We start from the raw sequence: 26971 nt of genomic DNA, 5'->3' as shown, positions 1-26971 counted from the left end.
TTGTGGTGTCTCCGGCGGCGCGTCAAACGCCCCAGCGCGGGATGTGGTGGCTGCCCATTGAGACACAGACGTTCTTGATCTCGGCAAACACCTCCAGACTGTACTCGCCGCCCTCACGTCCCGTGCCGGATGCTTTGACACCGCCGAAAGGCTGGCGCAAGTCGCGCACATTCTGGCTATTGACGAACACCATGCCGGCCTCGATACCGCGCGCCACACGGTGCACCTTGCCCACATCCTGCGTCCAGATGTACGAAGCCAAGCCATATTCCACGTCATTGGCGAGTTTCAGGCCATCGGCTTCATCCTTGAACGGGATCAGGCAGGCCACCGGGCCAAAGATTTCTTCCTGCGCGACTCGCATGCGGTTGTCGACGTTAGCCAGCACCGTGGGCGCGACGAAGTTGCCGTTCTTCAGGTGATCGGGCAGGTCTGCGGGCTTTTCCGCGCCGCCGGCGAGAATCTTCGCGCCCTCCTGCTCGCCCAGGCGGATGTAGCCCGTGACCTTCTCCCAATGGGCGCGCGTGATCATCGAGCCGACATGGGTCTTCTCGTCCGCTGGATCGCCCACCACAAGCCGTTTGGCACGCTCGGCAAACTTGCGCACGAAATCGTCGTAGACGCTCTCTTGCACGAAGATGCGCGAACCGGCCGTGCAGCGCTCGCCGTTGATCGAGAAGATGGTGAACAGCGACGCATCCAGCGCACGATCCAGGTCCGCATCGTCGAAGACCAGCACGGGCGATTTGCCGCCCAGCTCCATCGAGAATTTTTTCAGGCCGGCGCGCTCCATGATGCGCTTGCCGGTGGTCGTGCCACCAGTGAACGACACCACCCGCACATCCGGATGGCGCACCAGCGCGTCGCCAGCCGTGGCGCCATAGCCCTGCACCACGTTCAGCACGCCCGGCGGAATACCGGCTTCCAGCGCCAGGCGGCCGAGCTGATCCGCGGTCAGCGGCGACAGTTCAGACATCTTCAGCACAGCCGTATTGCCCAGCGCCAGGCACGGCGCAACCTTCCAGGTGGCCGTCATGAACGGCACATTCCAAGGCGAGATCAACGCACACACGCCCACCGGCTGATACAGCGTGTAGTTCAGCATCTGATCGTCCACCGGATACGTGCGGCCGTTGACCTGCGTGCACACCTCGGCGAAGAAATGGAAGTTCTCGGAAGCACGCGGAATGAGCTGCTTGCTCGTCTGCGCGATCGGCAGGCCGGTGTCCATCGTTTCCAGCGCGGCAAGGTGCGGGACATTCTGCTCGATCAACTCGCCCAGGCGGCGCATCAGCTTGGCGCGCTGCTTGGCCGGCGTGTTGGCCCAGGCCGGGAAGGCTGCCCTGGCTGCCGCCACCGCCGCGTTGATCTCCGCTTCACCGCCCGACGCCACCTCGGCGATGGCTTCGCCCGTCGCCGGGTTGGTCGTGATGAAACACTCGACGCTGTCGACCTGGCGGCCGTCGATCCAATGCTTGACAGGGTCCATGTTGACGAGGCTCATGCGGGCTCCTTGTTCGGTTGTCCGGCGGCGATGGTGCTTACCAGCCTGCCGATGCCTTCAATTTCTGTGATGACTTCGTCGCCAGGTTGCGTGTCGGCCAAACCCTCGGGCGTGCCGGTCAGGATCATGTCGCCGGGGCTGAGCGTCATGAAGCTGGAGAACCACGCTATCAACGCGGGAACGTCGAAGATCATGTCGCGCGTATTGCCCTCCTGCGTGACACGGCCATTGACGATGGTGCGCAGCGCGAGTTTCATCGGGTCGGGCACGTCATCTCGGTCAACAAGCCACGGCCCGATGGGCGTGCAGGTGTCGCGGCTTTTCACGCGCAGGTTCGGACGGTAGTAGTTCTCGAGGTAGTCGCGGATGGCGTAATCGTTGGCCACCGTATATCCGGCCACATAGTCATAGGCGTGCTCGCGCGGCACATTACGCGCGGTCTTACCCATGACTACAACCAGCTCGCATTCGTAGTGCATGAGCGCGACGCCAGCCGGGCGCACGGTGCGGGCGCGATGGCCAATCAGCGTATTTGGTCCTTTCAGGAACGCGAGCGGCTCCTCGGGCGCCTTGAAGGCCAGCTCCTTGGCGTGGTCGGCGTAGTTCAGGCCCAGCGCGAAGACCGTGCGCGGCTCGACCGGCGGTAACCAGACGACCTCGGTTTCGCGCAAGACGCGGCCATCGGCCAGTCTCAGGCGGGTGTCGTCGCCGGGCATGGCGGTGGCATGATGGATCGCGCCGTCATAGGCAATGCGCGCGTGTTTCATCGCGAAACCTCCGATTGGCGGATCAACGCCGTCGTCAGCGTGCCAATGTGGGCGATGTCGATATCGATGCGATCACCGGCGCGCGCCAGTGGCGGATTCTCCGGCATGCCAACGAGCAGCACATCGCCCGCTTCGAGCGTCATGAATGCCGTCACGTCGGCGAGCAGTTGTGCGACGGGCCGCACTAGTGTCGACGTGTTTGCGCGCTGCTTGATCTCACCGTTGATGCGCACGGTGATATCGAGTGCATCGGCGTCGGGCACATCGTCGCGGTCGACCATCCACGGTCCCATCGGGCAAAAACCATCGCGACACTTGTGGCGAATCGCCGGGCGGTAGTAGCTCGCATGCGGTACGGTCAGGTCGTTGACGATCGTGTAGCCGGCGATGAAATCCGCGGCGTGCCGCGCGGGAACGCCCATGGCAGTACGACCGATCACGACGCCCAGGCAAGCACCGGCCCAAACGCCATCGACGTCTGCCGGCAGCACAACATCGTGGTCATGACCAATGCGCGTGTTGGCCGGCTTGAGATACAGGATTGGCGCCTTGGGCGGGGCTTGGTAAGGCGGCGCAGATAGCGCGTCGCCCAGCGCATCCAGTTCTCCGCGGTAGTTCAGCAACGCGCCGACGACGGTACCTTCGACCGGCGGCAGCCAACGCAAGGAACCAGCAGGCTCTGCGGCTGATGCGAACATCGCCTCCACGACTTGACCTTCCGGCGATACGAGTCTGCCTCGCAGCATGGTATCCCCTGCCTCTCCATTTAATTAACATGTTAATCATCTGATCGGATTGCGGTCATGTCAAGTCGGGAAGCTGCGGCGCAATGAAAAAGCCGGCCACATGGACCGGCTTTTCAGGTGGCGGACGATATGTCCGCCATGCGGAAGGCATCGGGCACGCCGATGTCTACGCGGGCAATCGATCAAACTCAGATCACGGCAATATGCGCGCGCTTGACCACGATCGGCTGCGGCAAATCATCCAATCCATGAGATCGCTGCACGCAGTCTGCAATGAGCACGCGGGCGGCATCCTGAATCCGCTCTTGGCCAGCCTCGAAGGCTGCCTGAAGCGACAACACCTGATCACCTTCCAGGCCTTCCCAAAGCGCCTCGCGCGTTGCCACGCAAGTCACCTTCTCACCGTCGACCAGTGCGTCGAACAGCAGGCCTTCGTTGTTGATGTCGTACGCTTCTTTCTTTTCGAACTTGATTTCCATCGTCAAAGCCCTCCGATTGCAATGGACAACAACGCACACGCTGTTGCGTGGAAACTTTGCGGGGGGGCCGGCAAGGTTTCGTCAGACATTGTGTCTGGCTGCACAAATCATTTTAACCACAGCTTGCGATGCGCGTGCGAACGTCATATGCAGCATCGCAGCTCTCGAACGGTGGCTTGAAGCCGCCATCCCAGGCGGCATCAGGCCTGGCGGGCCCTTCGTCGCAGCTATGCTTTTTTGTCAGGGCTGCGCGCTTGCCCGATTGAGCAAAGCGAAAGCCACATGCAAGGCGCGTGCCGGACACGCAGCCAATGTGTGCCTGCCAATGCAACCACACGGCTTGCGACACATTGATGTCAGCGTCGAATGCGTTGGAACCATCGCCCCAAAAGCACGGTGATTGAACGCAATACATCGGCGTTGTAATAGTTGCGCGCCGACTGAGAAAGAGCCACCCAGCCGGCGACCTGGACGACAGTGTTTGGCCGCATCGCAGCCATGTCGTCAGGGAATGGACGCGCCGTTCTTGATCAGTGCACAGTTTCGGAAACCGACGCAGCGCCATGTTCCGGCGTGTGCAGCAGCGAACGACGACGCGCATAACCGAAGTACACCAGCAAGCCGATTGCTACCCACACCACAAAGGCGATCCAGGTGATGGCCTGCAGATGGCTCATGAGGAACAGGCACAGGCCGATCGCCAAGAGCGGTACCACCGGCACGCCGGGGCAACGGAAGCCGCGATGCAGGTCCGGACGCGTACGACGCAGCACCAGCACGGCAACGGCAATCAGCGAGAACGCCGCCAGCGTGCCGATGTTGATCAGCTCTGCCAGCACATTCAGCGGCACGAATGCAGCGATCACCGCGAAGACGATGCCGACCACCCAGGTGTTCAGAAACGGCGTGGCATAGCGCGGATGAATGTGCGACAAGCGCTTGGGCAGCAGCCCGTCGCGCGACATGGCGAAGATGATGCGGGTCTGGCCATACGCCATCACCAGAATCACGGTCGTCATGCCGATGATGGCACCTAGATCGACAAAGCCCGCCACCCAGCCTTCACCGGCCATCTGCAACGCCAGCGACACGGGGTGATCCACGCCCGCAAACTTCGCGAACGGCACGATGCCCGTCATGATGGCGGCCACCAGCACATAGAGAATCGTGCAGACCGCCAGCGAACCGATGATGCCGATCGGCAAGTCACGCTTGGGATTGCGCACTTCTTCGGCCGCGGACGTCACCGCATCGAAACCGATGAAGGCGAAGAACACGATGGCTGCCGCGCCGAACACGCCTTCCATGCCGAACGGCATGAACGGCTGCCAGTTGGCCGGCTGCACATGGCGCACACCCACGAAGATAAACAGCAGCACCACCGTCACCTTGATCGCGACCATGATGTTGTTGGCACGCGCCGATTCGCGAATGCCAAACGACAGCAGCGTCGTGATCAGCAGCATGATCACCAGCGCCGGCAGGTTGAACAGCGTCTGCACGCCGGGAATCGCGCCCGGCGCAGCGGTAAGCGCCACAGGCAGATGAAGGCCGAAGCCAGACAGCAGCGATTGGAAATAGCCGGACCAACCCACCGAAACAGCAGATGTGGCCAAGCCATATTCGAGCATCAGATCCCAGCCGATGATCCAGGCGACCAACTCGCCCATCGTGGCGTAGGCATACGTATAGATCGAGCCCGACACAGGAATGGTCGAGGCGAATTCGGCGTAGCACAGCGCGGCAAATCCGCAGGCGAGCGCTGCGACGATGAAGGACAACGTTAGCGCCGGTCCTGCGGTCAGCGCGCCAGTGCCCGTCAGCACGAAGATGCCGGTGCCGATGATGGCGCCCACGCCCAGAAACGTCAGGTCCAGGGGCCCGAGGACTTTCTTCAGGCCGGTATTGCTGTGGCCCGTGCGGATCATGTGATCCACGTTTTTTGTACGAAACAAACTCATTGACTGCGTCTCCTGTCTGCGTGCGGCCGAATGTGACGGCATGCACTGTCGTGCACGTGTGGTGCGCGGCGGCGGATTATGCAAAAAAGCGGGGATTTTACCCGCAGGCGACATTCCGCCCTTCTATCGCTGTAGTGCAGACAGGAAAATAGGTCAATTCGTACCCGATTGCCGGGTCGGGCGGCTCAATCTCACTCAGTGGCGGCCGGGTCTTCGGCAAACAGCGGTTGCTGGCGCGCGTGCGCATCCGACTCATACAGCCGCACGCCCACGCCAAGCAATCGCACAGGAATGCCGCGGCGCTCAAACCCCTGCGCCAGCAGCTTGGAGAACACCGGCAAGGACACTTGCGGCGCGATGCACTCCACCGTCGTGCCACGAAAATCGGCAAAACGCAGCTTGATGTAGGTTTTGTGAATCATGTTGCCCGCGCGGGCGCGCTCGACCCGGGCGGCAAGCTGCTCGACAAGGATGGCCAATTCACGCTGGCAGTCATCGAGCGTACGCAGATCGGTGGCGTAGGTTTCTTCCACACTGACCGATTTGCGGACCTGCGAGGGTTGCACCTGTCTATGGTCGATGCCGCGGCAAAGATCGTGGAGCCGGAAACCGAACACACCGAAATGCTGCTGCAACCGGTCGGTGCCCCAGATGCGCAAGTCACCGCAGGTTTCCGCACCCAGGCGACGCAGCTTGGCAGCGGTCACCTTGCCCACGCCGAACAGGCGGTCGACGGGCAGCGCCGCCACAAACGCGTCGATCTGCTCCGGCCGTACGACGAACAAGCCGTCGGGCTTATTCCAGTCACTGGCGATCTTGGCGATGAACTTGTTGGGCGCCACGCCGGCCGACACGGTAATGCCGATTTCTTCGCGCACTCGGCGGCGGATGTCTTCAGCGATGCGCGTGCCACTGCCCGCAAGCATCGGACTCTCGGTCACGTCCAGGTACGCTTCGTCCAGCGAGAGCGGCTCCACCAAGGGCGTGTAGCTGTGATAGATGGCAAAGATCTGGCGCGCGACCTGGCGGTACTTTTCCATGGACGGCGGCACGATCAGCAAGTCCGGACAGCGTTTGACGGCCTGCGCCATGGGCATCGCCGAATGGATGCCGAACTTGCGCGCCTCGTAATTGCAGGTTGCGACCACGCCGCGCCGCTCCGGCCGCCCACCCACGGCCAGCGGCTTGCCAACCAGGCGCGGATCGTCGCGCATTTCGATGGCAGCGTAAAAACAATCGCAGTCGCAGTGGATGATCTTTCGCACGGCACAAGGCCAGAACCGGCCGCAGGAAGCCGCGTCGGTGTCGGGCTTGCTCGTTCAGGAGGAACGCAAGCGTATCAGCTTCCGCCGACCGCGCACGCAACGCCGCGCAACAATGCATTTCGCCGATATTGCAACGCAACATCGGCGAATGAGGGACCGGGAAAAAGCGGCTTAGCGGCCGATATCGTGCGAGACAGCGCCGAGTTCGTCGTTCAGCGCGTGCTGCTCGTCGCCAGACAAGCCGCCGCGATGCTGGCTGGCCATGTCGTTGGCTTCCTGGCGGATGCGGCGCAGGCGGTCGCGCAGGCCGTCAGCGCGGTACGGATCGATGTAGCCCTGCGATTGGCGAACGTCGATACGGTGGAATTCTTCCGCAAGACGGCCCTGTACCTGATCAAAGCGCGCACGCGGGTCCACCGGTGCCGCGACGGGGACGGGCTCACGCACCACCACCGTGCGCGTTGGCTGCGGAGGCGCCACGACACAACCGGCCATGGAGGCCGCTAGTACAGCGCACAGGGTCAGACGCGGAAGAATCGACATGATTGGGCTCGTATTGTCGTTGTAGAAACGCGCAGTCGCGCGAGAACTGGCGCTATCTTACGAACCGCTTCACGCAAAGCTGTGACGATTGGTAACAGCAGATTACTTCCGCGACAGCTCCGGCGGCTCGACCGGCGGCGGCGGTTCATCGGGCGATGGCAGATCTGGGGGAATTCCCGGCGGCGAAGGCTCGTCGGGCGGCGGTACGGTATGTGCGGGCAGCACGCAATTCACGGACATGGTTTCCCTCCGGGCAAAACGCATTGACAATCTAGTATGCGATTTGCATGCCAACAAGTCACTCCGCCCAACCCATGCACGACCTGCCCACCGCTCGCTTTCAGGATCGCACGCTCATCCGCATCGGCGACACGCGCGCCGATGGCTCCATGTTGCTGCTCGCGCCGGAAGCGGGCGGGCGGCTGGTGCGCTGGCGCCATCGCGGTGAAGACATCCTCTTCTGGCCCGAACCGGCCGATTGGTCCAATCCGGCCAAAGTGCGCGGCGGCAATCCGCTGCTGTTCCCCTTCATCGGCCGGCATTTTGTAGATGGCGAAGTCGGCCGCTGGCGCGACGCGCGCGGCCAACTTCACGAGCTACCGCAACACGGCTTTGCTCGCGACCTGCCGTTCGAGGTGGAAGACGCAAGCGACGCGCACATCGTCATGCTGCTGCGCGACAGCCCTCAAACGCGCCAAGGCTATCCGTTCGCCTTCGAATTTCGCGTGAGCTACCGGCTGATTGACGACGGGTTGGAGGCGACCTTCTCCGTGAAGCATCTGGACGAAGGCGACGCACATGCGCCGATGCCCTTCTATGCGGGCCATCATTTCTACTTGGCGCTACCGCATGCATTGCGTGGCGCAACCGAGCTGTCCATGCCGCCGGCGCGGCTGTCGCGCCAGCTGCCCGACGGCAGTCTCGACAGACCCCAGCCGGGGCGCAGAACCTACCAGCTCAACGACCCGGCCCTGCAAGACCGCTATCACCTGCTCGATGACGCCGGCGCGGCCACACTGATCATTCCGCCGCACCCAGAAGCGCCGCTCGGACGGCGCATTCGCTTCGAGGTAGAAGGCGCACCGGTACCCTGGCACGCCATCACCACCTGGACAGAAAACGCCACGTCGGACTTCTACTGCGTCGAACCATGGATGGGCCTGCCGAATGCGATCCACCACGGGGAGGGCCTGCACCTGCTCGCCCCCGGCGGCACCCGGCGGGCAACCTGCCGCCTGCGGATCGCACGGTAGCCAAGGCGGTCAGGCCTTCTCGTAGGCCTGAACCGCGTCCATCACGCGCGCCGAGTACACCAACGCTGCCCCGGCATTGAGCGAAATCGCCACGCTCAGCGCGTCGGCAATCTCCTCATGCGTTGCGCCATGCTTGAGCGCCTCGGCTGTGTGCACGGTGATACAGCCATCGCAACGCGCGGTCACTGCCACGGCCAGCGCGATCAGTTCGCGTGTCTTCGCGTCCAGGCTGCCCGTTGTCGCAGCCGACAGCGTCTTGTAGCCCTTGACCGTATCCGGCGTGATCTGACCGATCTCGCCAATGCGACCCAGCAATTCCTTCCGATACTCGACCCAGTTCAGCATGTTGTGCTCCGGTGGTGTGGCGCTGGCCCGATGCCGCGCCGTTGGAAAGAGTATTGCCTTGATGCGCGATCCGTTAAATACTTGATAAACGCAATTTCTATCGAAATCGTCTCAATGGATGCGCTCAGCCAATTCATTCAACTCACCCGGCCGCAGGCCAGCCTTGATTTGCGCTGCCTGTTCCAAGGGCCGTTCTCGATCCCACACGATCCGGAGCCGAATGGCCAAGTGCTGTTCCACCTGGTGCTGTCGGGCAGTTGCCTGGTCGACACTGGCGGCCGCACGCTCACGCTGCGCGAAGGCGATTTCATCCTGTTCCCGCGCGGCGAGGCACACACCATTCACGACCCCGGCGCTGTCGACGCACCCACCCGGAAACCCCGCACCTCGCATGACGGCATGCTGCCGCTGCGCCAAACCGGCCGGGGTTCCGCCGACGTCGATCTGCTATGCGGCCGCTTCGTTCACGAGCACGGTTCAACCACGCTGCTGGTGCGTACGTTGCCCGATCCGCTACACGTGTCATTGAGCGATAGCGCGTCGTATCCGGCACTGCAGGCACTCATTGCGCTGATGCGCGACGAAGCCGAAACCCGCGCGCCCGGCGCGCTGGCGATCGTTACCTCGTTGAGCCAAGCGTTGCTGACAATGGCACTGCGCGTGTACGGCCAGCAGGAAAACGCGAGCCCCGGCACGCTGACGTTGCTGTCAGACGCGCGCCTCGGCCCCTCCGTACAAGCCATGCTCAGCGCGCCAGAGCGTGCTTGGACCATCGACACCCTCGCCGATCTGGCGGCGATGTCACGCGCCACCTACGCGCGACACTTCAAGGCGCGCGCCGACATGACGGTGTGGGACTTCCTCACGCGCGTGCGCATGACGCTCGCGAGCGACGCGTTGATCCACACGCGGCTCAGTGCAGGAGAAATCGGCGCACGTGTCGGCTATCAATCCGAGGCGGCGTTCGGCAAAGCGTTCAAGCAGCAACTGGGGATGACGCCGGCGCGGTATCGGCGGGCGACGGGTTGATCATCCTCCAACGTCGCCGCCATCGCTAACGCTCGGGCTTGCGGCGAGTGCTCGTTTTTGCGGTGCTTTGCGACCGGTTGGGCTCGCGTGCCGGGCGCGTTCCTGTGGCCACCCATTCGCCGTAAAAATCGATCTTGCCGTCGATCAGCGCGAGCGAGCGCGTCCACTCGGCGATCATCCGCGTCACCTGCGCGCGATGTGCAACGAGCAACGCATGCCGAGCCTTCAATGTACTGCGGCCCTCGCACACCAGCGCTGTGTATTCGCGCATCTGTGCGACCGACATTCCCGTATTGCGCAGGCGCTCCATCAACTCGAGCCAGTTGACGTGCTGTTCGGTATAAACACGTCGGCCCGCCGCATCACGCGCAACGCCAGGAATCAATCCCTGCGCCTCGTACCAGCGAATCGTATCAATGCTGCGGCCCGTGCGTTCAGCCAAGGCACCGATCAGCAACCGAGCCGGATCGCGCTCAGCCATGAGACTCGGTGGAGACGCCAGCCGGATCGCCGAGCGCCCGGTTGACGAGATCGGTGTCGAAGTACTCGACCAGTTCGCGCATCTTGCCCTCCTGCATATGGATGACGAAACAGTACTGATTGTTATAGGCAACGCCATCGCGCGTCGTGTTGCGACCTTGCGCTTCCACGACCACGATATCCCCATCGGCAGTAAAGCGGTTGGCAACGGTCGTGATGCGACCGAGCTTCGCTCGCAGCGGGGCGAACAGCTCGTCCAGCACCGTCTGCTTACCTGCATAGCGACGAGACCACCGCGTCGTACCAGTGCAAACCCAGCAGAAATCATCCGCCATGAGATCAACGAATGGCTCGGCGTTGCTCACAGCCAGTTCGGCAAAAGCGGCCTGCAAGATCTGCTTGTTCTCGAGCGCGTTCATGGAAGTCTCCTAGTGTGAACGCCCTGATTACAGGTGCTAGAGCGCACTCTAGTGCAAGGATTTTCTTTGCCGCAGATCGGCACCACACGACCACAAGGCGCTTGATCGAACTGCGAGCGAACTACTAGTCATCGGCGCTACGCCTCTGTTATACTTTCAGGCTTCGGGGCGTAGCGCAGCCTGGTAGCGTACCTGCATGGGGTGCAGGTGGTCGGAGGTTCAAATCCTCTCGCCCCGACCAAAACAAAAGCCCGCGTAACGGATCACGTTACGCGGGCTTTTTCGTTTCTATCTGCGCGCTTCCTGTCTGCAATATCGGCCTATCGCTTATCGGTACGCAGCACTTCCAACACGGCCGACAGTTCACGCCGCAAGCTCTGAACATCAACCGAACCACTCGCAGCGGTGGAGATCGGCGCCGCAACCTCCATCTCCGGCTCGTCGGCCTCGGCCGGCGACGCGGCGGCCACGCCATGCCGCAACTCATCCAGCCGGTTCCGCGCGCCATTGATCGTGAAACCCTGCTCGTACAGCAACTCGCGAATACGCCGGATCAGCAGCACTTCATGATGCTGGTAGTAGCGCCGATTGCCGCGTCGCTTGACGGGCTTGAGCTGCGTGAACTCCTGCTCCCAATAGCGCAGCACGTGCGGCTTGACAGCGCACAGGTCGCTCACCTCACCAATGGTGAAGTAGCGTTTGGCAGGAATCGGCGGCAGGTTGACCCGCTCCGTGTGTTTATCGGCGGCCATACAGGGCTGAACTACAGGGCTGGCGAAAGAAACGGATTGAACAGACGGCTGAACGAGATCACGCAGCAGAATTACGCGATGTCGACAGGCAGCGGCTCGACGCGCTCTTCAACGAGCGCCTTGAGCTTCTGACTGGCGTGGAACGTAACGACGCGACGCGCGGTGATGGGGATGATCTCCCCCGTCTTTGGATTTCGGCCCGGACGCTGCGGCTTGTCGCGCAACTGGAAGTTACCGAAGCCGGATAGCTTGACACTGTCGCCCTGTTCGAGCGCCTCGCGAATCACGTCGAAAAACGCCTCGACCATGTCCTTCGACTCACGCTTGTTCAAGCCGACCTGCTCGAACAGCATCTCGGCAAGCTCGGCTTTGGTAAGCGTCGGCACATCCTGACCGCGCGCATCACGTGCGTCGGCCAATGCTGCCGCAGAAGAACCGAGCGAGTCGCCCAAGGATGCCGCCAACGCTGGCGCGTGTTGATCGTTCATAGGATTCGCTTAGCGTATTCGATCCGAATGCGGAGGTTCGTTCGAGCGGTCTCTAGCGCAGTGCGGACGTCTGAGACGTCAGGCGCGCAGGCGCGCGCCGAATGCATCGCCGGCCGCTCGAATCAATTGCTGTGTGGCGGCCTCGACAATGTCGTCCTGAAGGGTGCTGTCAGTATCTTGCAACGTAATTCTGAAGGCAAGGCTTTTCTCCTGCGCCCCAATGGCAGCCGTGGCGGCCTTCGGACGGAATTCATCGAACAGCACAACGCCCTGCAGATAACGCTGCCACGGGGTACCGACAGCTGCTTCCTCAAACGTGTCGACCAGATCCTGCACCGCCACATCCTGGCGCACGACCAGTGCGATGTCGCGCGTCACGGCCGGCACACGCGGCACTTCACGATACTTCGGCAGGCCCACCGCGGTGATGGCATCAAGCTCCACCTCCCACACCACCGGCGCAGTCGCCAAATCGTACTTCTGCAGCCAACGCGGATGCAGTTCACCGATCCAGCCGACGGCACGACCATTCAGCACCACGCGAGCCGAGCGACCCGGATGCAGCGCGGGATGCTCAGCGCGCTCGAAACGCGCCTGCAGCGGCCACAGCAGCGACTCAACGTCACCCTTCACATCGAAGAAATCAACCGGACGTGTCTGCACGCCCCACTGCTCTTCCTTGGACGGACCATACGCAATGCCGCCCGCCATCATCGGTTGTGCGTAGCCTGCGATCGACAGACCACCGTCGGCGACACTCGCATCGCGGTGGAACACGCGCCCCACCTCGAACATGCGCACGCGCGAAGCCTTGCGGTTCACGTTGTAGCGGACCTTGTCGAGCAAGCCGCCGATAAGCGTGCTGCGCATCACCGAGTACTGGCTGGCAATCGGGTTCAGCAGCGGAATCGGGTTGGTGTTGCCGGCAAAGTCGGCTTCCCACTCGCTTTCGACAAAAGCGAAGTTGACGACCTCGTGGTAGTCGCGCGCGGCCACGGCATGACGCACGTCGTGCATCGTGCGGCGTGCCTCGTCGGTCGGACGCATCGCGCTCTCGGCCACAGGCGGCTTGGCGGGAATCTGCTCGAAACCGTAGATACGAGCGACTTCTTCGATCAGGTCTTCCTCGATTTCCAGGTCGAAGCGGTACGACGGAGGTTCGACGACAAACACATCGCCGTCCACGCTGAACGTGAGGCCGAGGCGCTTAAACACGTCCGCCACAACGTCGTGCGACAGCGGAATACCGAGCACACGCGCGGCACGTGCAACACGCATGCGCACCGGCTCGCGCTTGGGCAGATTGACGATCTGATCGTCGATCGGGCCAGCCTGGCCGCCGCAGATTTCGAGGATCAGCGCGCTGATGCGTTCGATGTGTTCAACGGTGGTCGCGTAATCAACGCCGCGCTCGAAACGATGGCCTGCATCGGTCGAGAAGTTGTAGCGGCGTGCGCGACCCTGGATGGCGGCCGGCCACCAGAATGCAGCCTCGACGTAGATGTTCTGTGTATCGAGCGTGACGGCCGTCTTGTCGCCGCCCATGATGCCGGCGAGGCTTTCGATGGCCTGCTCGTCCGAGATCACGCCGACCTTCTCGTCGACGGTGATGATGTCGCCGTTGAGCAGCTTCAGCGCTTCGCCGGCCTTGCCCCAGCGCACAGTCAGGCCGCCGTGAATCTTGTCCAGGTCGAACACGTGCGAGGGACGACCCAGTTCCAGCATCACGTAGTTCGAAATATCGACCAGCGCCGACACGCTGCGCATGCCCGCGCGCTCGATGCGCGAGACCATCCAGGCAGGCGTCTTCGCGTGGGCGTTCACGCCGCGGATGATGCGGCCCGAAAAACGACCGCACAGGTCCGGCGCCTCAACCTTGACGGGCAGCTTGTCAGCCAGCGTCACCGCCACGGGTGCCATCGATGGCATGGTGATCGGCGCGCCCGTCAGCGCGGACACTTCACGTGCCACGCCGTGGATCGACAGGCAGTCCGCCTTGTTGGGCGTCAGTTTGATGATGAAGATCTGGTCGTCCAGATCGAGCACCTTGCGGATGTCTTCGCCCACCGGTGTGTCTTCCGGCAGGATCAGCAGGCCGCCATGGTCTTCCGACAGCTTCAGCTCGCGCGCCGAACACAGCATGCCGTAGCTCTCCACACCACGCAGCTTGCCGATCTTGATCTTGAACGGCTTGCCATCTTCGCCAGGTGGCAGCTCGGCGCCGACCATCGCGCACGGCACCTTGATGCCCGCCGACACGTTCGGCGCGCCGCAGACGATCTGCAGCAGCTCGCCCGTACCCGCATCGACCTTACACACGTTGAGGCGATCGGCATCCGGGTGCTTGTTCACCTCGACCACATGGCCGACAACGATCTGCGAGAACGGCGGCGCAACGGGGTCGACCTCTTCCACCTCGAGGCCAGCCATCGTCAGACGATGGGAGAGCTCATCCGTCGTGATCGACGGATTGACGAAACTGCGAAGCCAGGATTCCGGAAATTGCATGGCGCGACAGGAAAGAAAATTCGATTAACGGGGCGATGAAGTACCAGTGCGAGCGCTCAACGCTTACGCGAACTGGCGCAGGAAACGCACATCGCCCTCGAAGAACAGGCGCAGGTCGTTGATGCCATAGCGCAGCATCGTCAGGCGCTCCAGGCCGGAGCCGAACGCAAAGCCGATGTAGCGCTCAGGGTCCAGGCCCATATTGCGCACCACGGTCGGGTGCACCTGGCCGGAACCGGAAATCTCCAGCCATTTGCCGTTGCCGAACGCCATGTCGATCTCGGCCGACGGCTCGGTGAACGGGAAATACGACGGACGGAAACGCACCTGGATGTCGTCCCGCTCAAAGAAGTTGCGCAGGAAGTCGGCATAGACGCCCTTCAGGTCGGCAAAGCTGATGTTGTCAGCAATCCAGAGGCCTTCGACCTGATGGAACATCGGCGAGTGCGTGGCGTCACTGTCCACGCGGTATGTGCGACCCGGAGCGATGACCTTGATCGGAGGGATGCGATCGAGGTGCTTGTACTTCTCGACGTGCATGCGGGCGTAACGCACCTGCATCGGGCTGGTGTGTGTGCGCAGCAGAAGGAGCTTGTCTTCGCTGTCGCGACCATCAATGTAGAACGTGTCCTGCATCGAGCGCGCCGGATGGTTGTCCGGGTTGTTCAGCGCCGTGAAGTTCATCCAATCCGATTCGATTTCGGGACCGTCAGCCACATCGAAACCGATCGAACCGAAGATCTTGGCGACGCGCTCCCAGGTGTTCATCACCGGGTGCAGGCTGCCCTCAGCCACGTCGCGACCGGGCAGCGTGACGTCGATCGCCTCGGCGGCTAGGCGGGCGTTCATCAGCGCATCGGCCAGCGCTTGGCGGCGGGCGGTCAGCGCCTCTTCAACACGGCTCTTCGCCTGATTGATGCGCGCGCCTTCGGACTTGCGCGTCTCCGGATCGAGCTTGCCCAAGCCTTTGAGCAAGTCGGTCAGCACGCCGGACTTACCGAGAAAGCGTGCCTTCTCGTTTTCCAGCGAGGCGTTGTCCTCCACAGAGGCAAACGCGTTTTGGGCATCGACGACGACTTGATCCAGATCCAGTGACATGGGAAGACGAGCGAAAAAATTCGGGTGATTCGGGTCCGCGAAATGCGCGGAATAAAAAACGGGGCTCGGTGGGAGCCCCGTCAGGGTGATCAGCCGGCAAACTTACTGGGTAATCCCAGCGGCCTGCCCGGCCAATCCAATTCAGGCGACGTTGGCTTTCACCTGGTTCACGATGGCAGCAAAAGCCACCTTGTCGTGAATGGCCATGTCCGACAGCACCTTGCGGTCCAGCTCGATGGACGCCTTCTTCAGGCCGTTCATGAACTTGCTGTAGGTCAGACCATGCTCGCGTGCGCCAGCGTTGATACGTGCAATCCAGAGAGCGCGGAACACGCGCTTCTTGTTGCGACGATCGCGGTAAGCGTACTGGCCAGCACGCATGACCGCCTGCTTGGCGATGCGATAGACGTTATTGCGGCGGCCGCGGAAACCCTTGGCTGCGCTGATAACCTTCTTATGACGGGCCCGCGCTGTGACCCCACGTTTTACTCGAGGCATGAAATGCTCCTTTCGTAGTTAGTTAGGGTTAGGCGTACGGCATCATTGCGCGAACGGACTTCAGGTTCGTCTCATGGACGCCTTCGGTACCGCGCAGGTGACGCTTGTTCTTGGTGGTCTTCTTGGTCAGGATGTGACGCTTGAAGGCTTGGCCACGTTTGATCGTGCCACCAGGACGGGCAGTAAAGCGCTTCGACGCGCTTTTCTTCGTCTTCATCTTCGGCATGGAACAACTCCGCTTTTGACATGAAGCCAGGTGGACGGCTAGCGCCGACACTTGCAAGACCCGGGCTCACTTGTTGTATCGCGGCAGGCTTTTTAACACCTGCCGCGTTTTCCGACGTTTCCGTCTGGAACCTGCTCAGCGCAGCCGGAATCGTCCGGCCGCCACTGCATTACTTTTTCTTCTTGGGTGCCAACATCATCACTGCCTGGCGCCCCTCCATCTTCGGCATCTGCTCAACCTGGCCGAATTCCTCCAGGTCAGTCTTGATACGCTCCAGCACGCGCATGCCGATTTCCTGGTGAGCCATTTCGCGGCCGCGGAAACGCAAGGTAACCTTTACCCTGTCACCATCCTCCAGGAAGCGCGTCGCGTTGCGCAGCTTGACGCCGTAGTCGTTGTCGTCGGTGCCAGGGCGGAACTTGACTTCCTTCACCTGGATGACCTTCTGCTTCAACTTGGCGTCGTGGGCCTTCTTCTGTTCCTGATACTTGAACTTGCCATAGTCCATCAGGCGGCAGACGGGCGGCTGCGCGGTCGGAGCGATCTCGACCAGGTCGACGTCTTTCTCTTCTGCCAGACGCAGCGCGTCAAACAGTTTGACGATGCCGAGCGCTTCTCCCTCAACCCCGGTCAGCCGGAGTTCCGGTGCGCTGATCTCGCGGTTGATGCGGTGAGATTTCTCAGTAGCGATGTTGATGTCCTCAAAGAATCAAAAAAACAGGCCGTGTCCAGCTCATGACTTGTTAGCGAGATCGTTCTGCAGTCGCTCAACGAACGCCGACAGCGGCATGGAGCCTAGATCGACGTTGCCACGGGCACGCACGGCCACCTGATTTTCATCCCGCTCCTTGTCGCCAACCACAACCTGGTATGGGACCTTCTGCACGGAATGCTCGCGGATTTTATACCCAATCTTCTCATTCCGCAAATCGACGATCGCCCTAAATCCTTGTTTTTGCAGGGATTGCGCAACGGATTGGGCGTATTCGGCGTGCGAATCGGTGATGCTGAGCACCGCAATCTGCACCGGCGAAAGCCACGTCGGCAGCGCACCGGCGTATTGTTCGATCAAGATACCGATAAAGCGCTCCAGGCTACCAACGATGGCGCGGTGCAGCATGATGGGGCGATGGCGCGCACCATCCTCCCCGACAAACTCTGCGTCCAGGCGCTCCGGCAGGTTCGGGTCCACCTGGATCGTGCCGCATTGCCATTGACGTCCAAGCGCATCTTTAAGCACATATTCGATCTTGGGACCGTAGAACGCGCCTTCGCCCGGCAGGTATTCGAACTCACAGCCGGACGCACGCAAGCCTTCCGCCAACGCGGCTTCGGCGCGATCCCAGCTTTCTTCGGTGCCGATGCGCTTGTCCGGGCGCGTCGATAGCTTGTAGAGAATCTCGGTAAAGCCGAAATCTTTGTAGACCTTCTGCAGCAAGGTCGTGAACGCCGTCACCTCGGCCTGGATCATGTCTTCCGTACAGAAGATGTGTCCATCGTCCTGCGTGAAGCCGCGTACGCGCATGATGCCGTGCAGGCCACCCGAAGGCTCGTTGCGGTGGCAGGCACCGAATTCACCGAAGCGAAGCGGGAGGTCGCGGTAGCTCTTGATGCCCTGCTTGTAGATGAGGATGTGGCCCGGGCAGTTCATCGGCTTGAGCGCGTATTCGCGCTTCTCCGATTCCGTGATGAACATGTTCTCGCGGTACTTGTCCCAGTGGCCGGTCTTCTCCCACAGCGACTTGTCGAGAATCTGCGGCCCCTTTACTTCCTGGTAGCCGTTCTCGCGGTACACGCGCCGCATGTACTGCTCGATCTCCTGCCACAGCGTCCAGCCCTTCGGGTGCCAGAACACCGTGCCGGGCGAGTACTCGTCGATATGAAAGAGGTCCAGCTCACGGCCGAGCTTGCGGTGGTCGCGCTTTTCAGCCTCTTCCAGCATGTGCAGGTAGGCTTCCTGGTCTTCCTTCTTGGCCCAGGCCGTGCCATAGATGCGCTGGAGCATCTCGTTGTTGTGGTCCCCACGCCAGTAGGCGCCAGCCACCTTCATCAGCTTGAAGACCTTGAGCTTGCCGGTGGACGGCACGTGCGGGCCGCGGCAGAGGTCAACGAAATTGCCTTCGCGGTACAGGCCGATTTCCTGATCCTCCGGAATGGAGGCAATGATCTCGGCCTTGTACTTTTCGCCCATGCCTTGGAACAGCTTGACGGCTTCGTCACGGCTCAGCACTTCACGCGTAATCTTCTCGTCTTTCTTGGCAAGTTCACCCATCTTCTTTTCGATCGCGACGAGATCTTCGGGCGTGAAGGGGCGCTTGTAGGCGAAGTCGTAGTAGAAGCCGTTCTCGATGACCGGACCGATGGTGACCTGCGCGTCCGGATACAACTCCTTGACTGCGTAAGCCAGCAAATGCGCCGTGGAATGACGGATCACGTCGACGCCGTCGGCGTCCTTGTCTGTGATGATGGCGAGCTTCGCATCGCGGTCGATCGTGAAGCTTGTGTCGACCATCTGACCGTCTACGCGACCAGCCAGTGCAGCCTTGGCCAGCCCAGCTCCGATGCTCTGTGCCACTTCGGCCACCGTCACCGGGCCGGGAAACTCACGCCGGGAACCATCCGGCAACGTGATTGCGATCATGCTTGCTCCTGTGGAGTCACCGTCGCGCATTTCAGAGATGCGCAGCGGTCGTTATTCTGTCGTGCGCCGCGCCAAGTAGTCAGCGCGGCAGGTTGTCGAATCGAATGCTTCGAAGCGCTTTCAGCTTGATCGCCACGCGTGACACGAAACTGCGGACGAAAAAAAACGCGGCCAAGGCCGCGTTTTCATTTGCGCTATCCACCGCTTGGGCAGACCGCAAAGGGCGAAAAACGCACCTTGACTACTGTCGCTCCGAAGCGGTTGTAGTTCGCGGTGCCTGAATCATATTTCGCCTTGTGTTCAGTTGTATGGGACAAGCCCGGGAATTGCGAGGATGACGGCTTGGACACCCTACCCGACGCGTCCTGCTAAATGCGTTGGTAGGCTCGATTGGACTCGAACCAACGACCCCCACCATGTCAAGGTGGTGCTCTAACCAGCTGAGCTACGAGCCTGCCGAAGAACGAAACTATACCGTCACTTCCTTCGAGCTGTCAATACCCCCTGCACTTCTTCGATCAACGTCAGCGCGCGCTGCAGTTGTGTCGCCTCTGACACCTCCGCGGTGAACTGCATTTTTGCGACGCCCTTGCTCGACAGCGTGCGCACCCCGGTCACGTTGATCTTCTCGCGCGAAAGAATTTCCGAGATGTCGCGCAACAAGCCCTGTCGGTCCAGTGCCTCGACCTGGATGTCGATCGGGTAGACCGAATCGCTGCGCTGGCCCCACTCCGTCTGGATCACACGGCCCGGGGCGCGGGCGGCCAGCTGCTGAAACGTCGCACAGCTTTGTCGGTGGATCGATACGCCACGCCCACGTGTAACGAAGCCAACGATGGGGTCCGGCGGTGCCGGCTTGCAGCAGCGCGACATCTGCGTGAGGAGTGAGTCGACCCCCACCACCAGCACGCCGCTCTTGGCGCCACGGGCCACGCTGGTAGCGCGGCTCTTCTTGGTGATGGCCACTTCATCGTCAACCGGCGCGGGCGGCGGCGCCCCATCCGAGCGTAAGACAGCCTCGATGCGGCGCAGGCTCAGCTCGTCTTTGGCGACCACGGCATAGAGGTCGTCCGACGTCTTGTAGCCGAGCTTGGCGGCCAGCTCTTCCAGGTTGACTGCGGTCTTGCCCTCGCGCTGCAGCGTCTTGTCGATGAGCGCCCGGCCCTGCGCAAGCGTCTCCTCCAGCTCCATCGCGTTGAACCACGCACGCACTTTCGTGCGGGCACGCGGGCTGACGAGATAGTGCAACTCGGTGTTCAGCCAATCGCGCGACGGCCCGCCCTGCTTAACGGTGACGATCTCGACGGTCTGGCCGTTCTTGAGCGGCGTGTTCAGCGGCACCATCGTGCCGTCGACGCGTGCGCCGCGGCAGCGGTGGCCGAGATCACTGTGCAGGTAGTAGGCGAAGTCGACCGGTGTCGCGCCTTGCGGCAACGCGATCACGCGCGCCTGCGGCGTCAGCACGTAGATGTGGTCATCCAGCTCGGTGTGCTTGAGTTGCTCCCACGGTGAATCCTCGTGCGCGACGGTATGCTCGGCATCATCCTTCCAGGCGAGCAGTTGACGCAGCCAAGCGATTTTCTCGTCGTAGCGCTCGCTGGCGGAGAACTGGCCGGCGTAGCCCTTGTTGCCCGCCTCCTTGTAGCGCCAGTGCGCGGCCACGCCGTACTCGGCAAAGTGGTGCATCTCGCGCGTGCGGATCTGCACCTCCAGCGCACGGCCGTCGTCGCCGATCACCACCGTGTGCAGCGACATGTAGCCGTTGGCCTTCGGGCGCGAGATGTAGTCGTCGAACTCCTTCGGGATCGGCTGCCACATGTGGTGCACGAAACCGAGCACCGTGTAGCAATCCTTGATGTCGTCGACGATGACGCGGAAGGCGCGCACGTCGTACAGATCGGCAAAGTCGAGTTCCTTGCCGCGCATCTTTTTCCAGATGCTGTAGATGTGTTTGGGCCGGCCGCTCACCTCGGCCTGGATGCCGGCGTCGTGCAAGGTCTTTTGCAGTTGCGCGATGGCCTGGCCGATGAACTTCTCGCGCTCGATGCGCTTTTCATCCAGCAGGCGGGCGATACGCTTGTAGGTATCCGGATCATCAAAGCGGAAGCCGAGATCTTCAAGCTCCCATTTGAGTTGCCAGATGCCCAGGCGGTTAGCCAGCGGCGCGTAGATATCCAGCGTTTCACGCGCCATGCCTTCCGGCGCCGGGCGTTTCGTCTGCGCGAGCCAGCGCAGCGACTGCAGCCGCGACGCCAGCCGGATCAACACCACACGAATGTCCTGCGCGAAAGCCAACAACATCTTGCGCAATGCTTCGACTTGCGCGCGGCGCGCTTCCGCTTCGTTCTTGCGCGTGATGCTGGCATCGGTCGGGCTGACGAGGCCGGCAATCGCGCCAATGCGCAAGAGTTGCCGCACGTCGTGCACGAGCTTGACAACCTCGGCACCGAATGCGGGCTCGAGCGCCTTTTCGTTGTCCATTGCCAGCGTGGGCAACAGAAACAGGGCGGCCGCCTGCAACGACGGCGTATCGACGCGCAGCCCTTCAAGGATGGCGATCGTGCCGCGCGCGTGCGACTCCAGCGGCTCGCCGGTCAGCGTGACGCTGTCCGCGGCATTGGCCGCAAGATATTCGATCGCACGTGCGACCTGCTCTGCCGCCGATCCGGGCCCCTCGGCCGGCCGTTCGGTCTTGTTCTCCATGATGCGTCCTGCTTGCGTCTCGCCTGTTGGGCGACGGGCTCAGCTCTTCTGCGCGGCCGTCACGACGATTTCGATGCGGTACTTCGGATTGGCCAGCGCGGCTTCAACGGTGGCGCGCGGCGGCGAGTTCTTTGAATCGGCGGCAACCCACTGGTCCCACACCTTGTTCATCTCGCCAATCTCGCCGATGTCTTTCAGGAAGATCTGGCACATCAGGATGCGCGTCTTATCGCTGCCGTTGGCGGCCAGCACGCGGTCGATGATGGCGAGCACCTCTGCCGTCTGCTCGGCAATGCCGGCGTCCAGTGTGGTCTCTGGCACCTGGCCTGCCACATAGACGACACCGTTGTAGACGGCTGCGTCGGAATAGCGATGTTCGACGTTGTAACGTTTCAGTTCAGTGCTCATCTTGCAAATCGAATGGGGTCAAGCAACCGGTCATTGACCGAGAAAGAACTTGCGGGCGATCGCCACCTGATCCGGCTGGATGAAGGTCGGCGCATGGCCCACGTCGGGAATTTCCACCGTGTTCACATGCTGGCCACGCTGCATCATGGCTTCAACGGTCTCTCGCGTCAGCAAATCGGAATGCGCGCCGCGCACCACCAGCACCTCGCCGGGAATCGCCTCGAACAGTTTCCACAGCGTGGCTTCGCCGGCGGCGATCATTTCTGGCGTGGTGTTCTTGAATGGCTCCGCCAGGCGCGGATCGTAATGCAGGATCCACTCGCCGCCCTGGGGTTTCAGGATCGCGGCATTCAGTTCACGCCATTGCTCCGGCGTGTGGGGGCCGAATGAAGCGCTGATCGTCTTGAGGTAAGCCAGCCCTTCATCGAAGGTCTTGAAGCGGACATTCAGACCGAGGTAAGCACCGATGCGCGTCAACGACGACTCCGTCACGCGCGGGCCCACATCGTTGAGCAACAACTTGCGAATCGGCGATTTCGGCAGGCCCGCCAAGCCGATGCCGATCAGGCCACCCATCGAGGTACCGAACCAGTCGACCGACTCGGCATTCACGCGGGCGAGCAGCGTGACCATGTCGGACGCGTATTGCGGCAGCACATAGCCCTTCGGATCGGCAAGCCAATCGGAGCGCCCACGGCCGACCACATCGGGGCAGATGACGCGATAGTCATTGCACAGCGCCTGCGCCAGTACGTCGAAATCGCGCCCCGTGCGCGAGAGGCCATGCACGCAAACCAGCACACGCGGATTCTGCGAATCGCCCCACTCGTGATACGCCATCCGGTGCAAGCCGGACGGGCTCAGGCACTGCACGAAGGCAAGGCGCGGCGAAACTGGCATGAACAACTCCTACACGTGAATGACGGAGACAGCGAAGCCTGATTGTACGCGGGCCGGCAAGCATGCGGCGGTGCAGCAGACGCCCACGCCGATCAAAAACAAAAAAGCCTCGCCGCGGCGAGGCTTTTTCTGACGCAGATCGGCTTACTGCGCGACCCAGCCACCATCCATGTTCCACGCCACGCCGCGCACCTGCTCAGCCGCATCGCTGCACAGGAAGACCGCCAGCGCACCGAGCTGATCGGGCGTAACGAACTCGCCCGAAGGCTGCTTTTCCATGAGCAGATCCTTCTTGGCCTCGAGCGCGGACAGGCCATCTTTCTCGGCGCGCGCATCGATCTGCTTCTGCACGAGCGGCGTCAGCACCCAGCCCGGACAGATCGCGTTGGACGTGATGCCCGTCTGCGCCGTCTCCAGCGCCACCGATTTGGTGAAGCCGACGATACCGTGCTTGGCCGCCACATACGCCGATTTTTGCGCCGATGCCACCAAGCCATGCGCTGACGCGATATTGATGATGCGGCCCCAGTTCTTGCGTTTCATGCCAGGCACGGCAAGCCGCGTCGTGTGGAAAGCCGAAGTGAGGTTGATGGCGATGATGGCGTCCCAGCGCTCGGTCGGGAAATCTTCGACGTTGGCCACGTACTGGATACCGGCGTTGTTGACAAGGATGTCCACGCCACCAAATTCTGCGTCGGCATAGGCGAACATTGCCTCGATCTCGGCCGGCTTGCTCATGTCGGCGCCGTGGTATCCAATACGGATGGCGCTCTTGCCTGCCGCCGCGATCTGCGCCTTGGGCGCTTCCACATCGCCAAAGCCGTTCATGATGATGTTGGCGCCCTGCGCGGCCAGCGAGCAGGCGATACCTAGACCGATCCCGCTGGTCGAGCCCGTAACGAGGGCGGTTTTTCCTTGCAGCATTGCGGTCTCCGAATTACAGCAGGTTGACGCCAGTCTTGGCCTGGATCTCTTCGCGCGAAACGCCCGGCGCGGTTTCAACCAACTTCAGGCCCTGCTCGGTCACGTCGATCACGCCGAGGTCCGTAATGATGCGATCGACCACACCCACGCCCGTCAGCGGCAGCGTGCACTTGGGCAGCAGCTTCAGGTCTTCGGTGCCGTCCTTTTTCTTGGCGGTATGCTCCATCAGCACGATCACGCGCTTGACGCCGGCCACGAGGTCCATTGCGCCGCCCATGCCCTTGACCATCTTGCCGGGGATCATCCAGTTGGCAAGGTCGCCGGTCTCGCTCACCTGCATCGCCCCGAGAATCGACAGATTGATCTTGCCGCCGCGAATCATCGCAAAGCTCTGATCGCTGCCGAAGATTGCGCTGCCAGGCAGTGTGGTCACGGTCTGCTTGCCCGCGTTGATCAGGTCGGCGTCAACTTCGTCCTCCGTGGGGAACGGGCCGATGCCGAGCATGCCGTTTTCGCTTTGCAGCCAGACTTCCTTGTCGCCGGTGTGGTTGGCAACCAGCGTCGGAATGCCGATGCCGAGGTTGACGTAGAAGCCGTCTTGCAACTCCTGGGCAGCGCGCGCCGCCATTTGGTCTTGTGTCCAGGCCATGTCGGTCTCCTTAGTTGGCTGCTCGGATGGTGCGCTTTTCGATGCGCTTCTCGGGCGTGGCATTGAGCACCATGCGGTGCACGTAGATGCCCGGCAGATGAATGTCGTCCGGTGCCAAGTCGCCCACTTCAACGATCTCTTCGACTTCGACGATGCAGATCTTGCCGGCGGTGGCCGCAGCCGGATTGAAGTTGCGTGCGGTCAGGTTGAAACGCAGGTTGCCGGACTTGTCGGCCACCTGCGCCTTCACCAGCGCCACATCGGGTACCAGCGAGCGCTCCATGACGTACGTCTCACCGTCAAACTCGCGCAGCTCCTTGCCTTCGGCTACCAGCGTGCCGACGCCGGTCTTGGTGAAGAACGCCGGGATGCCGGCGCCGCCGGCGCGCAGTTTTTCGGCCAGCGTGCCTTGCGGCGTGAATTCCAGCTCGAGTTCGCCAGCCAGGTATTGGCGCTCGAACTCCTTGTTCTCGCCCACATAGGACGAAATCATTTTCTTGATCTGACGGGTTTCGAGCAGCAGGCCGAGGCCAAAGCCGTCAACGCCCGCGTTGTTGGAGATGCATGTAAGCCCCTTGACGCCCGAATCGCGCAGCGCGGCAATCAGCGCTTCCGGAATGCCGCACAGGCCGAAGCCGCCCACGGCGATGGTCTGGCCGTCCTTGACGACGCCCGCGAGCGCCTCGCTCGCGCTGGCGAAGATTTTGTTCATGCGTGCTCCTTCCTTGGTGGTCCAACAAATCCGGCAGGGTTTTGACCGATCACACAGTTGGGGTTTGTGCGATGCAGCGCCGGAAAATAGTAACGATACAATCTGGCGAGAATACGCAAGCGTCGCGCGACGCAGCAATACGTACGAATACATATGCCCGCCCTCGACTACCAAACTGCGTTCCAGCTTGCCCCTGTCGGCATGGTGATGTCCCGCGAGCGGGTGATGCTCGACGTCAACGACGAAGCCGCTCGCATCTTCGGCCACGCGCGCACGACGATGATCGGGCAGTCGTTCGAGCTGCTTTATCCGACGCACGACGAATACGAGCGCACCGGCGCGCGCATCATCCCCGTCATGAATGCGCGCGGCAGCTATTCCGACGAACGCATCATGAAGCGCGCCAATGGCGAACTGTTCTGGTGCCACGTCACGGGCCGGGCGCTAGACCGCGCCAAACCGCTGGGCGAAGGCATCTGGACGTTCGAAGACCTGTCTGCACATCGCCCAGTTACCGCAGCGCTCACGCCGCGCGAACGCGACATCGCCGCGCAACTGGTCGAGGGCAAGACCAGCAAGCAGATCGGCAAGCAGTTGGAGATCAGCCCGCGCACGGTGGAAATCTACCGCGCGCGGTTGATGAAGAAGTACGCCGCCAACACCTCGCTCGAACTTGTGCAGCGGCTGATGGGGCACTAAGCCCCCACGCTTTACACCATGCCGTCGTCGGCGTTGATGACGGCACCGTTGATGAAGTCCGACTGATCCGACGCCAGCAGCAGGATCAGCCCATCCAGGTCTTCCGGCTTGCCGACGCGCTTGCGCGGCAGCATCTGCACCAGCTTCTGACCGGGTTCGGTTTCCCAGTGATGATGATTGATTTCAGTATCGATATAGCCCGGGCAGATCGCGTTGGTATTGATGCCGTAACGACCCCACTCCAGCGCCATGGCCTTGGTCATGTGCACCACGGCCGCCTTGCTCATGCAATACACGCCGATCTGCGACAGCACCTTCAAACCCGCCACGGATGCAATGTTGACGATGCGCGACTGCGGCAGCGGCGAGCCGTTCTTCTCAGCGCCCTTGGCCCGCGCAATCATGCGCTTGGCCGTTTCCTGCGCCACAAAGAAGGCGCCGCGCGTGTTGGTGTCGAATACGAAATCGAAGTCGTCCGGCGTAACGTCCACCATGCGCTGCGTGGTCGATACACCCGAATTGTTGACCAGGATGTCGATCGTTCCGGCTTCGGTTTCAGCGTGGGCGATGGCCGATCGGATGCTGTCCGGGTCAGTCACGTCCAGCCGGACGACGTGGGCGCTGCCGCCCTTCGATTCGATGTCGGCGCGCAGTTCTTTCAGTCGCTCGACGCGGCGCGAAGCCAGCACGACCTTTGCGCCGGCGGCCGCCAGCGTGTGCGCGAAACGCGCGCCCAGGCCGCTGGACGCGCCCGTGATCAGCGCGACCTTGCCTTCCAGATTGATCGACAAACCCATGATGCGTGTTCCCCGTGTGTTGGTTCGACATGCGCCGGGCTGCTCCAAAGCAACACCGGCATGTGATTTGAGCGCAGCTTAGCAAAAAATCGAACGATCGTTCAGAAATTCCCCTTGCTGCATCCGGGCGTGTCCCGGACAATGCGGAAAATTCTAATGCAGCAATCCGTCATACCA

General features: G+C 61.9%; 28 protein-coding genes and 2 tRNA genes. 4 read left to right on the top strand and 26 right to left on the bottom strand.

Features of this window, described 5'->3' with window-relative positions:
* Window positions 1-22: 22 nt before the first annotated feature.
* The 7 genes from hpaE to BG83_RS0104050 form a co-directional block, all read right to left on the bottom strand.
* Window positions 23-1504 carry a 5-carboxymethyl-2-hydroxymuconate semialdehyde dehydrogenase gene (gene hpaE / locus BG83_RS0104085; RefSeq protein WP_024975520.1) on the bottom strand — a complete coding sequence of 494 codons (1482 nt, stop codon included), beginning with the start codon at window positions 1502-1504 and terminating at the stop codon, window positions 23-25.
* Window positions 1501-2271, bottom strand: a complete 771-nt coding sequence (locus tag BG83_RS0104080) for a fumarylacetoacetate hydrolase family protein (RefSeq protein ID WP_024975519.1) — start codon at window positions 2269-2271, stop codon at window positions 1501-1503. Before BG83_RS0104080 ends, hpaE begins: the two co-directional genes overlap by 4 nt.
* Window positions 2268-2969, bottom strand: coding sequence for a fumarylacetoacetate hydrolase family protein (locus BG83_RS0104075; RefSeq protein ID WP_200869029.1), 702 nt, complete (start codon window positions 2967-2969; stop codon window positions 2268-2270). Before BG83_RS0104075 ends, BG83_RS0104080 begins: the two co-directional genes overlap by 4 nt.
* A gap of 236 nt (window positions 2970-3205) precedes the next feature.
* Window positions 3206-3496 (bottom strand): DUF1488 family protein, encoded by a 291-nt coding sequence (locus BG83_RS0104070; protein ID WP_024975517.1) that lies wholly within the window; start codon window positions 3494-3496, stop codon window positions 3206-3208.
* Between the two features lie 530 nt (window positions 3497-4026).
* Window positions 4027-5457: an amino acid permease gene (locus tag BG83_RS0104060; protein WP_024975515.1), complete on the bottom strand. Its 1431-nt coding sequence runs from the start codon at window positions 5455-5457 to the stop codon at window positions 4027-4029.
* A 191-nt stretch (window positions 5458-5648) separates the two neighbouring features.
* Window positions 5649-6722 (bottom strand): DNA polymerase IV, encoded by a 1074-nt coding sequence (dinB, locus tag BG83_RS0104055; RefSeq protein ID WP_024975514.1) that lies wholly within the window; start codon window positions 6720-6722, stop codon window positions 5649-5651.
* Window positions 6723-6893: 171 nt separating this feature from the next.
* On the bottom strand, window positions 6894-7265 hold the full coding sequence (locus BG83_RS0104050; protein WP_024975513.1) for a hypothetical protein: 372 nt from the start codon (window positions 7263-7265) through the stop codon (window positions 6894-6896).
* A gap of 314 nt (window positions 7266-7579) precedes the next feature.
* On the opposite strand from BG83_RS0104050, the gene BG83_RS0104045 reads away from it, so the two are divergent.
* A complete protein-coding gene (locus BG83_RS0104045; protein ID WP_024975512.1) occupies window positions 7580-8518 on the top strand; it encodes an aldose epimerase in 939 nt (312 codons plus the stop codon).
* A 9-nt stretch (window positions 8519-8527) separates the two neighbouring features.
* Here BG83_RS0104045 and BG83_RS0104040 read toward each other — a convergent pair whose 3' ends face one another.
* Window positions 8528-8863 (bottom strand): carboxymuconolactone decarboxylase family protein, encoded by a 336-nt coding sequence (locus BG83_RS0104040; protein WP_024975511.1) that lies wholly within the window; start codon window positions 8861-8863, stop codon window positions 8528-8530.
* Window positions 8864-8977: 114 nt separating this feature from the next.
* On the opposite strand from BG83_RS0104040, the gene BG83_RS0104035 reads away from it, so the two are divergent.
* Window positions 8978-9892 (top strand): cupin domain-containing protein, encoded by a 915-nt coding sequence (locus BG83_RS0104035; RefSeq protein ID WP_024975510.1) that lies wholly within the window; start codon window positions 8978-8980, stop codon window positions 9890-9892.
* 25 nt (window positions 9893-9917) lie between these two features.
* Here the strand turns inward: BG83_RS0104035 and BG83_RS0104030 are convergent, their stop codons facing one another.
* Both BG83_RS0104030 and BG83_RS0104025 read right to left on the bottom strand, forming a co-directional pair.
* Entirely contained in the window at window positions 9918-10373 is a 456-nt protein-coding gene (locus tag BG83_RS0104030) for a MerR family transcriptional regulator (RefSeq protein ID WP_024975509.1), read from the bottom strand.
* Window positions 10366-10791, bottom strand: coding sequence for a nuclear transport factor 2 family protein (locus BG83_RS0104025; protein WP_024975508.1), 426 nt, complete (start codon window positions 10789-10791; stop codon window positions 10366-10368). The genes BG83_RS0104030 and BG83_RS0104025 overlap by 8 nt, the downstream gene beginning before the upstream one ends.
* Before the next feature lie 164 nt (window positions 10792-10955).
* Here BG83_RS0104025 and BG83_RS0104020 point away from each other — a divergent pair.
* Window positions 10956-11032: transfer RNA gene (locus BG83_RS0104020), tRNA-Pro, on the top strand.
* 79 nt (window positions 11033-11111) lie between these two features.
* On the opposite strand, the gene BG83_RS0104015 is transcribed toward BG83_RS0104020, so the two are convergent.
* The 15 genes from BG83_RS0104015 to BG83_RS0103935 all read right to left on the bottom strand — a co-directional run bounded on the left by BG83_RS0104015 (window position 11112) and on the right by BG83_RS0103935 (window position 25298).
* Window positions 11112-11543 carry a MerR family transcriptional regulator gene (locus tag BG83_RS0104015; protein WP_024975507.1) on the bottom strand — a complete coding sequence of 144 codons (432 nt, stop codon included), beginning with the start codon at window positions 11541-11543 and terminating at the stop codon, window positions 11112-11114.
* Between the two features lie 71 nt (window positions 11544-11614).
* Entirely contained in the window at window positions 11615-12031 is a 417-nt protein-coding gene (locus BG83_RS0104010) for an integration host factor subunit alpha (RefSeq protein ID WP_024975506.1), read from the bottom strand.
* 78 nt (window positions 12032-12109) lie between these two features.
* Entirely contained in the window at window positions 12110-14539 is a 2430-nt protein-coding gene (pheT, locus tag BG83_RS0104005) for a phenylalanine--tRNA ligase subunit beta (RefSeq protein WP_024975505.1), read from the bottom strand.
* 63 nt (window positions 14540-14602) lie between these two features.
* The gene (gene pheS, locus BG83_RS0104000) at window positions 14603-15631 is read right to left on the bottom strand and encodes a phenylalanine--tRNA ligase subunit alpha (protein ID WP_024975504.1); all 1029 of its coding nucleotides are present in this window, start codon (window positions 15629-15631) and stop codon (window positions 14603-14605) included.
* Window positions 15632-15778: 147 nt separating this feature from the next.
* Window positions 15779-16135: a 50S ribosomal protein L20 gene (gene rplT / locus BG83_RS0103995; protein ID WP_004636001.1), complete on the bottom strand. Its 357-nt coding sequence runs from the start codon at window positions 16133-16135 to the stop codon at window positions 15779-15781.
* Between the two features lie 28 nt (window positions 16136-16163).
* The gene (rpmI, locus tag BG83_RS0103990) at window positions 16164-16361 is read right to left on the bottom strand and encodes a 50S ribosomal protein L35 (RefSeq protein ID WP_004636003.1); all 198 of its coding nucleotides are present in this window, start codon (window positions 16359-16361) and stop codon (window positions 16164-16166) included.
* 169 nt (window positions 16362-16530) lie between these two features.
* Entirely contained in the window at window positions 16531-17052 is a 522-nt protein-coding gene (gene infC, locus BG83_RS27605) for a translation initiation factor IF-3 (protein ID WP_419177589.1), read from the bottom strand.
* Window positions 17053-17094: 42 nt separating this feature from the next.
* Entirely contained in the window at window positions 17095-19002 is a 1908-nt protein-coding gene (gene thrS, locus BG83_RS0103980; RefSeq protein WP_024975502.1) for a threonine--tRNA ligase, read from the bottom strand.
* Between the two features lie 378 nt (window positions 19003-19380).
* Window positions 19381-19457 (bottom strand) — tRNA-Val (locus BG83_RS0103970).
* 22 nt (window positions 19458-19479) lie between these two features.
* Entirely contained in the window at window positions 19480-21705 is a 2226-nt protein-coding gene (locus BG83_RS0103965) for a RelA/SpoT family protein (RefSeq protein ID WP_024975501.1), read from the bottom strand.
* Between the two features lie 39 nt (window positions 21706-21744).
* A complete protein-coding gene (locus BG83_RS0103960) occupies window positions 21745-22113 on the bottom strand; it encodes a RidA family protein (protein WP_012435924.1) in 369 nt (122 codons plus the stop codon).
* A 30-nt stretch (window positions 22114-22143) separates the two neighbouring features.
* The gene (locus BG83_RS0103955; protein WP_024975500.1) at window positions 22144-23013 is read right to left on the bottom strand and encodes an alpha/beta fold hydrolase; all 870 of its coding nucleotides are present in this window, start codon (window positions 23011-23013) and stop codon (window positions 22144-22146) included.
* A gap of 144 nt (window positions 23014-23157) precedes the next feature.
* The gene (locus tag BG83_RS0103945) at window positions 23158-23937 is read right to left on the bottom strand and encodes a 3-hydroxybutyrate dehydrogenase (RefSeq protein WP_024975499.1); all 780 of its coding nucleotides are present in this window, start codon (window positions 23935-23937) and stop codon (window positions 23158-23160) included.
* Between the two features lie 13 nt (window positions 23938-23950).
* Window positions 23951-24586 carry a 3-oxoacid CoA-transferase subunit B gene (locus BG83_RS0103940; protein ID WP_024975498.1) on the bottom strand — a complete coding sequence of 212 codons (636 nt, stop codon included), beginning with the start codon at window positions 24584-24586 and terminating at the stop codon, window positions 23951-23953.
* A gap of 10 nt (window positions 24587-24596) precedes the next feature.
* Complete coding sequence (locus BG83_RS0103935; RefSeq protein WP_024975497.1) at window positions 24597-25298, bottom strand: CoA transferase subunit A; 702 nt, start codon at window positions 25296-25298, stop codon at window positions 24597-24599.
* A gap of 153 nt (window positions 25299-25451) precedes the next feature.
* Between BG83_RS0103935 and BG83_RS0103930 the strand changes: the two genes are divergently transcribed.
* Window positions 25452-25997 carry a LuxR C-terminal-related transcriptional regulator gene (locus BG83_RS0103930; protein WP_004636022.1) on the top strand — a complete coding sequence of 182 codons (546 nt, stop codon included), beginning with the start codon at window positions 25452-25454 and terminating at the stop codon, window positions 25995-25997.
* Window positions 25998-26008: 11 nt separating this feature from the next.
* Here the strand turns inward: BG83_RS0103930 and BG83_RS0103925 are convergent, their stop codons facing one another.
* Window positions 26009-26794: an SDR family oxidoreductase gene (locus BG83_RS0103925; protein ID WP_004636023.1), complete on the bottom strand. Its 786-nt coding sequence runs from the start codon at window positions 26792-26794 to the stop codon at window positions 26009-26011.
* Window positions 26795-26971: the final 177 nt, after the last annotated feature.

The organism is Ralstonia pickettii (assembly GCF_000607165.1).
Taxonomy (GTDB): domain Bacteria; phylum Pseudomonadota; class Gammaproteobacteria; order Burkholderiales; family Burkholderiaceae; genus Ralstonia; species Ralstonia holmesii.
The sequence above is the reverse complement of the archived record's forward strand: the minus strand, read 5'-3'. Positions and strand labels throughout refer to the sequence as shown.